This window comes from Nostoc sp. CENA543, from assembly GCF_002896875.1.
In the GTDB taxonomy this organism is placed as follows: Bacteria; Cyanobacteriota; Cyanobacteriia; order Cyanobacteriales; family Nostocaceae; genus Trichormus.
The window spans coordinates 6,247,257-6,261,566 of record NZ_CP023278.1 but is presented as its reverse complement, the minus strand read 5'-3'; the positions used below and the strand labels follow the sequence as shown (position 1 = coordinate 6,261,566).

General features: G+C 40.8%; 8 protein-coding genes. 5 read left to right on the top strand and 3 right to left on the bottom strand.

What is annotated here, in order from left to right; translation table 11 throughout:
• Positions 1–179: 179 nt before the first annotated feature.
• Positions 180–2,117, bottom strand: a complete 1,938-nt coding sequence (gene gyrB / locus CLI64_RS26245) for a DNA topoisomerase (ATP-hydrolyzing) subunit B (protein ID WP_103139972.1) — start codon at positions 2,115–2,117, stop codon at positions 180–182.
• A 384-nt stretch (positions 2,118–2,501) separates the two neighbouring features.
• On the opposite strand from gyrB, the gene miaA reads away from it, so the two are divergent.
• The 3 genes from miaA to argS all read left to right on the top strand — a co-directional run bounded on the left by miaA (position 2,502) and on the right by argS (position 6,121).
• Entirely contained in the window at positions 2,502–3,401 is a 900-nt protein-coding gene (miaA, locus tag CLI64_RS26240; RefSeq protein ID WP_103139971.1) for a tRNA (adenosine(37)-N6)-dimethylallyltransferase MiaA, read from the top strand.
• A gap of 27 nt (positions 3,402–3,428) precedes the next feature.
• Positions 3,429–4,166 (top strand): GDSL-type esterase/lipase family protein, encoded by a 738-nt coding sequence (locus CLI64_RS26235; RefSeq protein WP_103139970.1) that lies wholly within the window; start codon positions 3,429–3,431, stop codon positions 4,164–4,166.
• Positions 4,167–4,354: 188 nt separating this feature from the next.
• Positions 4,355–6,121: an arginine--tRNA ligase gene (gene argS / locus CLI64_RS26230; protein ID WP_103139969.1), complete on the top strand. Its 1,767-nt coding sequence runs from the start codon at positions 4,355–4,357 to the stop codon at positions 6,119–6,121.
• Positions 6,122–6,226: 105 nt separating this feature from the next.
• Here the strand turns inward: argS and CLI64_RS26225 are convergent, their stop codons facing one another.
• Positions 6,227–6,907, bottom strand: a complete 681-nt coding sequence (locus tag CLI64_RS26225) for an HAD family phosphatase (RefSeq protein WP_103139968.1) — start codon at positions 6,905–6,907, stop codon at positions 6,227–6,229.
• 448 nt (positions 6,908–7,355) lie between these two features.
• Positions 7,356–7,805, bottom strand: a complete 450-nt coding sequence (locus tag CLI64_RS26220) for an Hsp20/alpha crystallin family protein (protein WP_103139967.1) — start codon at positions 7,803–7,805, stop codon at positions 7,356–7,358.
• Between the two features lie 398 nt (positions 7,806–8,203).
• On the opposite strand from CLI64_RS26220, the gene CLI64_RS26215 reads away from it, so the two are divergent.
• Complete coding sequence (locus tag CLI64_RS26215; protein WP_103139966.1) at positions 8,204–8,524, top strand: multidrug efflux SMR transporter; 321 nt, start codon at positions 8,204–8,206, stop codon at positions 8,522–8,524.
• A gap of 562 nt (positions 8,525–9,086) precedes the next feature.
• Entirely contained in the window at positions 9,087–14,216 is a 5,130-nt protein-coding gene (locus CLI64_RS26210) for a caspase family protein (RefSeq protein ID WP_103139965.1), read from the top strand.
• The last annotated feature ends 94 nt before the right edge of the window (positions 14,217–14,310 follow it).

The following is a 14,310-nucleotide window of genomic DNA, read 5'->3' as shown; positions in this document are numbered from 1 at the left end:
CATTTAAAAATGAGAATGGGGCATGGGGTATTGGGCATGGGGCATTGGGCAAGCAGGAAGTGTGGGAGGGGTGGGAGGGGTGGGAGGATATAGAAGAAATCTTTCCCCTCTTTCTCCCCACACTCCCCACACTTCCCCATCTTCTTAGTCCCCAGTCCCCAGTCCCCAGTCCCCAATTCCTAGATATCTAAATCTGTTAGGTTGAGTTTAGAACCGTAGGTTTCGATGAATTCGCGTCTGGGTGCGACACGATCGCCCATTAAGATTGTAAAGATGCGATCGGCTTCGGCGGCATCTTCAATTTCTACTTGCTTGAGAGTGCGAGTTTGGGGATTCATGGTGGTGTCCCAAAGTTGTCCAGGCATCATTTCACCCAAACCTTTGAATCGTTGGATGGTGTAATTGGCGTTGGCTGGGAATTTGGCAATTATTTCTTGCAATTCGCGATCGCTGTAACAATATTCATGATTGCGTCCCCGTTCTACTTTATATAGTGGGGGGCAAGCAATGTAAATAAAGCCTTGTTCAATGAGCGATCGCTGATATCTATAGAAGAATGTCAGTAAAAGTGTGCGGATGTGCGCCCCATCTACGTCCGCGTCGGTCATGATGACAATCCGATGATAACGTAGTTGGGAAGCGTCGAATTCTTCACCTTTAACACCTAAACCCAAGGCTGTAATTAAGGCTTGAACTTCGTTGTTTTTATAGATTTTCGAGTCGTCAGTTTTCTCGATATTGAGGATTTTACCGCGTAAAGGTAGGATGGCTTGGGTGCGGCGATCGCGTCCTTGCTTTGCACTACCACCTGCTGAGTCGCCTTCCACAATAAATATCTCAGATTCTCCAGGGTCACGGGAGCTACAATCCGCTAATTTACCAGGTAATGGCGAAGATTCTAGTACAGATTTACGTCTGACTAACTCCCGTGCGTGGCGTGCTGCTTCTGCGGCTTTAAAAGCTTGAATGGCTTTATCTAAAATGGAGTCAGCAATACTGGGGTGAAATTCTAGGTATTCGGTTAAAACTTCCCCTACTAAGGAATCAACAATACCTCTAACTTCGGTGTTACCGAGTTTAGTTTTGGTTTGTCCTTCAAATTCGGGGTCTGGAACTTTTACGGAAATTACCGCCGTCAAACCTTCGCGGACGTGTTCACCACTGAGGTTAGATTCGTTTTCTTTAATTTTATTGCGTTTGCGAGCGATCGCATTTAAGGTTCTCGTTAAAACCGCTTTCAAACCTTCTAAGTGAGTTCCACCGTCAACAGTCCGAATATTGTTAGCAAAACCCAGGACGTTATCTGTATAAGCATCGGTACACCACTGTAAGGAAACTTCTATTTGAACGTTATTGCGTTCTCCCTGCACATAGATGATTTCCTCGTGCAGTGGTTGCTTCTCGCGGTTCATGTAAGCAATATATTCTTTGATCCCACCCTTATATTCGTAGGTTTCTACCTTGGGTGCATCGCTTTTGAGGAGTTCTAGACGGTTATCGGTGAAAGTGATTTTCACTCCCGCATTCAAATACGCCAATTCCCGTAATCGTGCTGCGAGGGTAATGTAATCAAACTCAGTACCAGTGGTAAAGATTTGATCATCTGGCTTGAATTTAACAGATGTCCCTGTTCTTGCTTCTTTATAAGACTTGGCGACGAGTTCCGTGACAGGAATACCCCTTTCATATCGCTGGGTGTGAACCTTTTTATCTCGCCAAACAGTAACTTCTACCAGTTCCGATAAAGCATTAACAACAGAAATCCCAACCCCGTGTAATCCCCCAGAAACCTTATAACCACCGCCGCCAAATTTACCGCCAGCGTGCAGCACAGTCAATACAGTTTCTAGAGCCGATTTCCCTGTACGTGAGTGAGTATCGGTAGGAATTCCCCGACCGTCATCTGTCACCGTCACTGAACCGTCAGCATTTAGATCCACCTCAATATGAGTACAGTAACCGGCTAAAGCTTCATCAATAGAGTTATCGACCACCTCATAAACTAAATGGTGGAGTCCTCGCGGGCCGGTAGAACCGATGTACATCCCCGGTCGTTTGCGGACGGCTTCCAGACCTTCCAGAACTTGAATCTGATCGGCACTGTAACTGCTCGTCATGAAAATTCTCCTGATGTGTGGGGTTGAAATCGCCCAAGGGCTATAAAGTCAAAACACACCAAAATTTTAACACAAAAGGCTTGATGGCGACTGTAGGGCAATTTTGTGAGAAGTTTATATAGGGGATGTATCCCCATAAGTTTTTTGAATTTATTCCTTGAATATTTCAAATTTCACAGATTTATAACATACACTAGGGGGTTTTGAGTAGAAAAGACAAAAAGCTTGTAGCGTCTGGTATGGGAAGTGGCAAAGGCTTCAAGATTTTAGCATAGTGTGGGGAATTGGGCAGGGGGCAGGGGAGCAGGGGAGACAAGGTAGACAAGGTAGAAGTAATGACTAATGACTAATGACTAACGACTATTGACTAACGACTATTGACTAATGACTAAACTAATCGTAATTTGTGGTGCTACGGCGACGGGGAAATCTGGATTGGCTTTGAATTTGGCGATGCGGTTGGGTTCTGTGATTCTCAGTGCTGATTCGCGTCAGGTTTATCGTGAGTTTAATATTGGAACGGCGAAACCAACGTTAACTGAACAAAAATCAGTTCCCCACTACTTGATAGATATCTGCGATCCCCAGGAAACAATGACGGTAGCAGACTATCAAGAACAGGCGCAAAATTTAATTAATTCTCTTGGTGTTTCTCCACTGCTACTTGTGGGGGGTACTGGCTTATATATTCGCTCGATTGTACAGGGGATGAAGATTCCTAAAGTTGCACCGCATTATGAATTGCGATCGCAGCTCGAATCCCTGGGACAAAATACACTCTATGGTATGTTGCAGCAAGTTGATCCCACAGCAGCTAAAAAAATTCATCCCCATGATCCTGTGCGGACTTTGCGAGCTTTAGAAGTATTTTATGTGACGGGAATTCCTATTTCTGAGCAGCAAGGAGAAAATCCCCCGACTTATCCCATTTTGCAAATTGGACTAGATTGTGATGTGGAAAACTTAGCACAACGTATTGCTAAACGTACTGCACAAATGATACAAGATGGCTTAGTAGAAGAAGTTGAATATTTATGTCAAAAATATGGTGCAGATTTACCTTTATTAAATACTTTAGGATATCAAGAAATTAAACAATATTTAAACAGAGAAATTTCTTTAGACGTAGCTAAAGAATTAACTATTTTACATACAAGGCAATTTGCTAAACGCCAACGTACTTGGTTTAGAGCTTATCCCCAAATTGAATGGTTTGATAATAATGATCCTAATTTATTGGATAATGTATTGCAGCGTGTAGATAAATTTATTAACTTTGATTGAATAAGATGTGATTCCAGAGTGTTTTTCATGAAAATGCAAATAAATACATTATTAAATATCTCAGTTTTATTGAATATTTTCTTTATTAGCTTAACTGCCTTTGTTATTTATAAGAGAGGAGGAGTATTATACATATATCAAAAGATAGATGAATTAATTCATAATCGTCATAAATATAACGCTTCAGCGTATTATCACCATAAAACCAGTCAATTTGAAATCTTAAGCCACTCCAATGACAATATTATTTTCTTGGGCGATAGTCTGACCGATGAGGGAGAATGGTTAGAATTATTTAATAATCCTCAAATTATCAATCGTGGAATTGGTGGAGATACGATAGAAGGAGTTCTAAATCGTATAGATAAAGTATTAGATTCAAAACCAGCGAAAATTTTCTTAATGATAGGTATTAATGATTTGGCATTTCAACATAAATCATTAACAGAAGTGCTAAATCTATACAAGGTTTTATTAACTAAAATTCAAGTTGTATCACCACAAACAAAAGTTATCATTCAAAGTCTTTTGCCTGTAAATAATGATAAAAGTTTCTTGTATGACAACGCTCTGATTATGAAATTTAATTCGCAGCTAAAAGAACTAGCAAAAGAGTTTAGTCATGAATACATAGATATATTTTCTTGCTTGTCTGACAATAAAAATCAGTTAGATCAAAAATATACCTTAGATGGGATTCATCTCAACGGTCAGGGGTATTTAAAATGGAAAGAAACAATTGCAAAATATATGGAAAATGACTAAAAAATTAGTATAATTTGGCAAATATTTGTAGCTAAAATAGCGCAGTTGGAAAGATAGTTGCTAGCTTCAGTGGATCAGTCCTAAGTTTTTCCCCACCGACTTACTGAGTTTTAGAGTTAAAATAATCAAGCCTTGGAAGACAGTCCAGTAGGCAGCCCCTAGCCCCGTAAACAAATACAATTCATTATATGAACGCTACACAAGAACAACTAAAGGCAAAACTAGAACAGGCTTTGATGGCTGCTTTTGGCGATGAGTACGCCGGAGTAGATCCGATTTTAGTTCCTGCTAGTAATCCTAAGTTTGGTGATTATCAAGCTAACGTGGCTTTATCGCTGAGTAAAAAATTAGGACAGCAACCAAGGGCGATCGCCTCTGCTATTGTGGCAAAATTGGATGTCTCGGAAATTTGCGAAACCCCAGAAATCGCCGGGCCTGGTTTTATTAATCTCAAACTGAAAACAGCATACTTAGAAGCACAACTTAACGCTATTCACGCAGATTCTAGGCTTGGTGTTCCTACCGCTAAACACCCACAACGGGAAATTGTTGATTTTTCCAGTCCGAATATTGCGAAAGAAATGCACGTCGGACACTTGCGTTCTACTATTATTGGTGATTGTATAGCCCGTATTTTGGAATTTCGCGGACATGATGTATTGCGGTTAAATCATGTGGGTGATTGGGGTACGCAATTTGGGATGTTAATTGCTTATTTGCGGGAAGTGTATCCAGAAGCATTAACCACTGCAAATGCTTTAGATATTGGTGATTTAGTGAGTTTTTACCGCCAAGCTAAACAACGGTTTGATGCAGATGAAGCCTTTCAAGAAACTGCACGCCAAGAAGTAGTGAAATTGCAAGCAGGCGCAGAAGATACGCTTCATGCTTGGAAATTATTGTGTGAACAATCACGCCAAGAATTTCAAGTAATTTATGATTTATTGAATATCAAATTAACTGAACGTGGCGAATCTTTTTATAACCCTTTACTTCCAGGAGTTCTAAAAGAGTTAGAAAAGTCTGGTTTATTAGTAGAAAATCAAGGCGCGCAATGCGTTTTCTTAGATGGATTTACTAACAGAGAAGGTGAACCTTTACCTTTAATTGTCAAGAAATCAGACGGTGGTTATAATTACGCCACAACAGATTTAGCTGCACTACGTTACCGCATAGAAAAAGACGAAGCTAAACGAATTATTTACGTTACTGATGCTGGACAAGCTAATCACTTTGCTCAGTTTTTCCAAGTAGCACGCAAAGCTGGATGGATTCCCGATAATGTGGAATTAGTTCATGTTCCCTTTGGTTTAGTATTAGGTGAAGACGGCAAGAAATTTAAAACCCGTTCTGGTGATACTGTAAGACTGCGGGATTTATTAGATGAAGCCGTGACTCGCGCGCGTACTGATTTAGAAGTAAGATTAAAAGCAGAAGAACGGGAAGAAACAGCCGAATTTATTGACACAGTAGCTGGGGTAGTTGGTATTAGTGCGGTGAAATATGCTGATTTAAGCCAAAACCGTACTAGTAACTATGTTTTCAGCTTTGATAAAATGCTGGATCTCAAAGGCAATACCGCGCCTTATATGTTGTATGCTTATGCTCGGATTCAAGGTATTAGCCGCAAAGGTGAAATTAACTTTGCAGAGTTAGGAAGCAATGCCAAGGTGATATTACAACATGAAACAGAATTTGCTCTGGCGAAATTCTTGTTGCAATTAGGTGAAGTGATTAGCACTGTGGAAGAAGATTTACTCCCTAATCGTTTATGTGAGTATCTTTATGAGCTAAGTAAAAAGTTTAATGTGTTTTATGACCGCAATCAAGGAGTACCTGTATTAAATGCAGAAGAACCACTGCGGACATCCCGCTTAGTGCTGTGTGATTTGACAGCCAGAACTTTGAAACTCGGTTTATCTTTGTTGGGGATTCAAGTATTAGAGAGAATGTAGGTTGAGAAAATGCGATCGCTTGCTGCTACATGGAGTATCCCCTAAACATTTTAGAATGAATCATGTAGGGCAGCGATCGCCTTTATTGATGAATCAATTTATCGCTCATCCTCTGTTCCCAGTCCCTAACCCCTGTTCTAAGAACTCACAGACTTGCTCTAATGAGTCTAAAACTTGGTAGGCTAAACATTTAATTTCTGGTGATGGTTTTTCTATATCGGGAATCATAATTGGGTACATTCCTGCGCTGAAAGCAGCTTCTATACCTACACATGAGTCCTCAAATACTAAGCACTCCACAGGTGCAATATTAATTCTGCGACTGGTTTCTAAATAGATATCTGGCGCAGGTTTCCCTTGAGCAACATCTTCACTGGTCACAATAGTAGTAAAGTATTGCAAAATGCCTGCATTGGTAAGACGGCGGATAGTGCGATGACGGGATGTCCCTGTAGCTAAGGCAATAACTATACCGAAATCATTTAACCAGCGCAGTAAATCTAATACACCTGCTTTTAATGGTAAACCTTCTTGAAGTTCTCGGCGATCGCCAATTTCAATTCGCTGTGCTGTCACTGACTCAAAGGGAAAACTACCCCCATATCGTTGTTTGAGAAATTTTTCCCGCCAAGATAAATCCCGCCCCACAAACTCAAAGTAAAAATCATCACTCATCAGATAGCCGTGACTAGCTAAAGCTTGCTTCCAAGCCCAGCGAGCAATGCTTTCTGTGTCAAACAGTAACCCATCCATGTCAAAAATAGCAGCGCGGATATTCGGTAGCACACTTAATCCTCTATTTACACCTTGACAACACTTAATTACAGCAGATAGGGAGTGAGATACAACCTTTAAAAATAGAATTCACACACCAAGAAAATCTAGCTCCTGTTCCCTGTTACTCCTATAAGTAAAACCACTGGAAAAAAACAACCTAAGTTAAGCAATGTAACAATACTAGAATTCAGTTCGTAGTAAGGACTTTAGTCCTTTTCTGTTCGCGGAGCGTCTCCGAGAGAGAACTAAAGTTCTCACTACAAACCTTTAATTATTTACCATGTTCTACTTACAAAATTATGCTCTTCATAGGCAAAAATAACTTTTATGCCTATTTATCAGCAAATCATAATTTAATTATGCACACCTATAGTAAGTCATTTAAGTACAAAAAGACCCCCGACTTTTTGAATTTGTCGGGGATCTTTGACTAAATATTTTCACCGAGAAAATCTGATTAACCAACAGAATCTAGATTGATCTTAACAACCTTATTCTTTTCTTCTTCCGCTTTCGGTAAAGTCAAATGCAAAATACCATCTTTGTAATCGGCTTTGACATTAGTATTTTGAATGCGTGCTGGTAGAGGAATTACACGTTGGAATTTACCATAGTGGAATTCACTCTTGATTTTACCTTTCTCTTCAGTCTTAGTTTGAGATTTCCGTTCACCGCTAATATATACAGCTTTATCGGTTACTTGCAAATCAATGTCTTTAGCTTCTACACCAGGAATTTCTAGTTTTAAGTAGACTGCATCATCTGTTTCTTGTAGTTCCGCAGCAGGAACTTTAGTTACAGTCCGATCTAAAATTGTTGTGGTTAACATATCTTCGTCAAAAATGTGATTGAGTTGACGTTGAATGGTGTTCAATTCTTGTAAAGGATTCCAGTGAATAAGTGCCATATGTTTCACTCCTATGAGAATTAAGTTGGTGTTTAACTGAATGTTTATTGTTTGATTTGTTCTCATCTTATTCAGGAATACTGTAGGTGTAAATTCGGTTTTTATCACCTGTATCATGATGATTACCGAACTCATCTAAACGTTACGGTAAACCCGTTATAGCTTGTTCGGTAAACCCTACAAATTTAGAAAAACAAGTCGTATCTCTATATATAGAGATACGACTTGTTTACAGAAATCACAGTTATTAAGTAAAGAAAATGGAAACTTACAGAGATATCATTAATTCATGTTTAATTAATTCTCTGTCATCTAAATAGCAGAACTACCTATTAAAACTTTCATACAGTAGAGATTGACTATAACAACGATATTCTTGTCAAAGATTCACAACACATATGTTAATCAATTGGATTTACTTAATGGCAGCAATATTGTTTGAGGTTTTAGGCACAACCTGCATGAAACTATCTGATGGTTTCAGAAACTTAATTCCTTCAATATTGATATTTGTATTTTATGGTTGTGGTTTTACTTTCTCTACTCTTTCCTTAGAGAAACTTGATGTGGGTGTAGCTTACTCAATTTGGTCGGGTTTAGGCACAATGTTAATTGCTAGCATTGGTATTATTTGGTTTCGTGAATCGATGTCCCTCACCAAATTTGTTTCTATTGCTTTAATTGTGATTGGTGTCATTGGCATTAATGCCAGCAAATAATACCAATTTTTACAATAAAAAAACCTCATTCATCCCAAATTGAACGAGGTAATAAACAGAGGAAATCAACAAGAGTTTATCTATTTAAAGTGCATATTCAGCACTGTTAAGTAGCAAGCAATGCCTCAAACCACAGCAGCAGACTTAATCTAGTCTGGCTGCTTTTTTTGGAGAGCAACCAGGATATGCTGCGCTAGATTGAAACAAGCGATCGCTTAACTGCCAACACTCTATCAAAACCCATCTAGCCTTTGTCGCCACTTTGACAAATTTTTTCGCTATAAAACTTCAACAATCTTTTTGTAGATATCACCAAAGATAGAAAATGTATAAAATTATTAAAGACTCCAGCAGTCTTGAGATGTGAAGCTGTAATAAAATAACGAAACCTACCCTTGGGGATTGGGGACTGGGGACTGGGGACTGGGAAGACAAGGTAGACAAGGTAGATTTGTTTTCTGATGCTCTATGCCCTGTTCCCTGTTCCCTGTTCCCTGTTTCCTAATGACTAATGACTAATAACTAATGACTATTGACTATTGACTAATAACTAATTAAAACAATGTCTCCATTCGGTATTGCTACCAGCCATCTTACTCACACCCTAGAAACAGGAGCAGCGAAGCTCTGGTTGTTGCTAGTGGGAGTCAACCAATACCAAGATGAGAGACTTCCCTCGCTGCGTTACTCGGCTGTTGACTGTCAAGGGTTAGCGGCGGCTTTAGCTGATGCAACACAAGGTTTTCCCCATAAACAAGAATGGGTTCATCACGATTTTGTCCCCCAACAGCCCCTATTATCTAAAGTCCGTGATAGTTTAAACCAAATCATCAGCACAGCCCAACCACAAGACACCATATTATTTTATTTCTCCGGTCACGGAATGCTAGAACCAAACTCCCAACAGGCGATTTTGTGTCTAGCAGATACCCAAACTGATGATTTACTCAATACAGGTTTAAGCTTACAAGAACTTTTGCAACTGTTAGGGAATAGTCAGGCACAAACTCAATTAGTTTGGCTAGATGCTTGTCATAGTGGTAGCCTCACTTTCAGAGGCGCAAGAGGCGATACCAGCCAGTCTGCTGTTCCTAACCCCACTCCTCAAATAGTGGAATTACTCCGCCATAGAGCCAAGCAAAGTAAAGGTTTTTACGCTTTACTATCTTGTGACACTAATCAACAGTCATGGGAATTCCCAGAATTGGGACACGGAGTATTTACCTATTATTTGATGCGGGGTTTACGAGGTGAGGCGGCGGATAATCAAGGTTTAATTGATGCAGACGGGCTTTATCGTTATGTTTATCACCAAACTAAACAATATATAGAACAAACTAACCAGCAATTACGCTTAATTAACCAACAAAATCGCACCAGAGGCGACAACAAACTTTATTCGGAATACCCCCTACAAACGCCTAAACGCATTGTGGAAGGAGTAGGTGAGATTATTTTAGGGGTGAAACCTGCATTACTGGAAGTTGCCGATAGCCGACAAGGGTTAATTGTAGAGGGATTAGCCACCAATCAGACTATTTTGGGGTTAAGTAAGCTATTACAGGCTGTGGGAGGTTTTGAAGTTGAGTATTGGCCGCGCACTCATACCAGCCAAGATTTACAGACGATAATTCAAACTTGTTTACACACCACAGAATTAGAAAAGCAAACTCAACCGCAAAACTTAGCCACGGTGCTGTTATATTTGCGGGGACGTTTAGCCACCACAGAAGCGGGAGAACCGATGATAGTGCTGGGAGAAGATACCCGCTTGAGTCGTTCTTGGTTAAGACAACAACTCAGACGTTCTCCCTACAACCAACAAATCATTATTTTAGATGTGCTGACTGATAGTCAAGGAACTGTCAAAGATTGGGTAGAAGACCTACAACTGGGCTTTGAGCAAGGACAATGTATTATAGCGGCGGCTTCATCACCAGAAAACTCCGAACAATTTGCCCAAGCTTTATACTCTACCTTGCAAGCAGCCCAAGCACAACCAAGTTTATCAGCTGCTAGCTGGATTAGCCAATTGCAACAAATTTGGACAGCAAATTTACTCCCTTTACAGATTTGGCTATCTGGTACTCAGGGAGTGATTGAAATTATTCCCACCCATACAAGTCATAGGAATAATCAGACACCAGCTAGTATTGATTTAGGCATTTGTCCTTACTTTGGATTACAAGCTTTTACGGAAGAAGATGCACAGTATTTCTACGGAAGGGAAACCCTCACCCAACAACTTATAGCTGAGTTAGAGAAAAAATCCTTTCTGGGGATAGTCGGGGCTTCTGGGAGTGGAAAATCTTCTTTAGTACAGGCGGGTGTGATGGCGCAACTGCGTCGAGGTAAAAAATTACTGGGAAGTCAAGATTGGTGGGTGAGAAGCTTTCGTCCTGGAAAACATCCTCTAGAAACTTTATCGCGCCGGATGGTAGATAGCGGAACTGAGCGAGAAAAAGCTTATCAGCAAATGCAATTAGAAGGGATTTTATATCAAGGTGCGGAAGGATTTACCCATTGGGTGCATCAGCGACCTGAACCAATGGTAGTTTTAGTAATCGACCAATTTGAAGAATTATTTACCTTAGCAGCTAGCGAAGACAGGCAAAGATTCCTCGAAATTGTCCTGGGAACAGTCGAGAAAATCCCAGAGAAGTTTAAGTTAATTATTACCCTACGGGCTGATTTTATTTCTCTTTGTTTGGAAGTCACAAAATTAGCTCAATTATTACAAAAATCTAGTGTTTTATTACCACCTTGCTTAACTAAAGAAGAATATCGCCGGATTATTATTCATCCGGCGGAACAAGTGGGTTTAACTGTAGAACCGGAGTTAGTAGAGGTACTATTACAGGAATTACATTACTCTCCTGGCTATTTACCATTATTGGAATTTGTTCTAGAACAATTATGGGAATATCGGGAATCTGGTGTAATTACCTTACAGGCTTATCAGCAACACTTGGGTGGAATAAAAGGGGCGTTAGAAAAGAAAGCCCAAGCAGTTTATGAAAGTTTAGAACCGGAAGTGCAAGAATGTGCTAGATGGATTTTTTTAGCCCTGACTCAGTTAGGAGAAGGAACTGAAGATACTAGGCGACGGGTAGGAAAATCAGAGTTAGTAGTGAATAAATATCCGGTGGCTTTGGTAGAGAGGACATTGCAGATATTGACGGCGGCTAAGTTGGTAGTGGTGAATGTGGAAGAGGGACAAGGGGGACAAGGTAGACAGGGGGGACAAGGAGAGGTTGCTACATTATTTAGTTCATCGCCTGTGACGATTGAGGTAGCCCATGAAATTATTATTCGTCACTGGTCAACGTTACGCTGGTGGTTGGAGGAAAATCGTAGTAGATTGCGATCGCTGCGTCAAATTGCACAAGCTGCTAATCTCTGGGTACAAAATGACCGTCAAGCCGACTTTCTTTTACAAGGTGTACGGTTAGCAGAAGCGGAAGAAATTTATATCAATTACACCGATGAACTATCTTTAGATGTCCAAAATTTTATTGCGGCTGGTTTACAAGCTAGGCGACAACAGCAACTCAAAGAACAAAATCGTCTCCGACAAGCACAACGGGCTGTAGCCATTATCAGCACCTTGGGGTTAACTGCTTTCGGTTTAGCTGTATTTGCTTACCAACAAACTCAAAAAGCCCAATTACAAGAAATTCAAGCCCTCAATTCCCTCGCGGCTAACTACTTGCTTTCTCATCAGCAATTAGAAGGGCTGTTAACCAGCGTCCAAGCAGGTAGGGAAGTACAGAAAATTAACCTGGGCTTTCCGCCAGCCGTCCGCAATCAAACTGCAACTATCTTGCAACAAGCTGTCTACACTACCCAAGAACGCAACCGTCTACTGCATAATTCATGGGTGATAAGCGTGAGTTTCTCCCCTGACGGAGAAATTCTAGCCTCTGCTAGTGCAGATAACACAATTCATCTGTGGCGCAGTGATGGCAAGTTACTCAATACTCTTACAGGTCATAGTGATGGGGTCAATAGTGTAGCTTTTTCCCCCGATGGGGAAATTTTGGCTTCTGCTAGTACCGACGGTACAATCAAACTCTGGAATCGTAGCGGTAAGCTACTCCATACCTTGCAAGGCCATACCCAGGGTGTCAATAGTGTAAGTTTTTCCCCAGATAGCCAAATGATAGTTTCTGGTAGTGCTGACAACACAGTGAAACTATGGAGTCGTGATGGTAGATTGATACTTTCTCTGCCTGGACATACTGGGGCTGTGAGTGCTGTTAGCTTTTCGCCAGAGGGCGACACCATCGCCTCAGCTAGCGATGACGGAACTATGAAACTGTGGAGTATTGACGGGAGAACATTAACAACTATACCCGCCCATACCAAGGAAGTAAACAGCATCAGCTTTAGTCCCGATGGTAAAACCATTGCGTCCGCTAGTGCCGACCACACAGTCAAACTCTGGAGTCGTGATGGTACTTTACTGAGAACCTTGGAAGGACATCAAGAAGGTGTGTGGCGAGTGATTTTTTCACCCGACGGACAGATGATAGCAACCGCCAGTGCTGATAAAAAAATCATCCTCTGGTCGCGAGATGGGAGTATTTTAGGAACATTTTTAGGACATACTCACGAAGTTAACAGCCTCAGTTTTAGTCCAGATAATCGGGTTTTGGCTTCGGCTAGTGATGACAACACCGTCCGACTTTGGAATTTAAATAGAACCATACCCAAAACTTTTTATGGACATAAGGGTAGTGTGAGTCATGTAAGTTTTATTAATAATGGTGATACTGTCATTTCCTTGAGTGCTGATAGCACCATGAAGTTTTGGAAATTAGACGGACAGATTACCAAAACCTTAATTTCGCCCATTCCTGATGTTACTAGTGTGAGTTTTAGTAGCGATCGCAATTTAGTCGCTTTAGCTAGCAATAGTCAAGGTATCCAAATTCGCAACCAAGACGGGACTTTACTCCGCACTCTGCAAAGTCCTAACCATTGGGTGACGACGATGAGTTTTAGTCCAGACAGTCAAATTCTCGCCTCTGGAAGTGCAGATAAAACAATTAAATTGTGGAGTGTGGATGGTCGTTTACTCCGGACTCTGTCTGGACATAACGGCTGGGTGACAGATATTAAATTTACTCCCGATGGGAAAAACATCATTTCCGCCAGTGCGGATAAAACCATCAAAATTTGGGATTTAAATGGTCAATTACTGCAAACTCTCAAAGGTCATAGTGCTAGCATCTGGAGTGTAGCTATTGCTGCTGATGGTAAAGTTATTGCTTCAGGTAGTCAAGATGCGACCGTAAAACTGTGGAGTATCGAAGGTCAACTGTTACACACCCTACAAGGACACACAGATTTAGTGTTGAATGTCAATTTTTCCCCCGATGGTAAAACTCTCGCTTCTGCTAGTGATGACGGCACTATTAAACTGTGGAATGTCACCAACGGAACTCTATTAACTACCTTCCAAGGACATCAAGGCAGTGTGAGGAGTGTGAATTTTAGTCCCAACGGTAAACTACTCGTCTCTGGAGGACAGGACACAACAGTTAAATTGTGGAATTTAGACGGGATAGAACTGCAAACTTTAGATGTAGATCAATTACTCAATCGAGCTTGCGATCGCCTTAACGATTATCTCACTACTAACGCTAGTGTGACTCCTGAAAATTATCAGTTGTGTTTCGGAGAGTAGGGAAGTAGAGGGCAGGGGGCAGGGGGCAGGGGAAGAAATAAAATAATTTGAAGATTTAAAACATCATAATTCCCCCTTCCCTACCAGGGAAGGG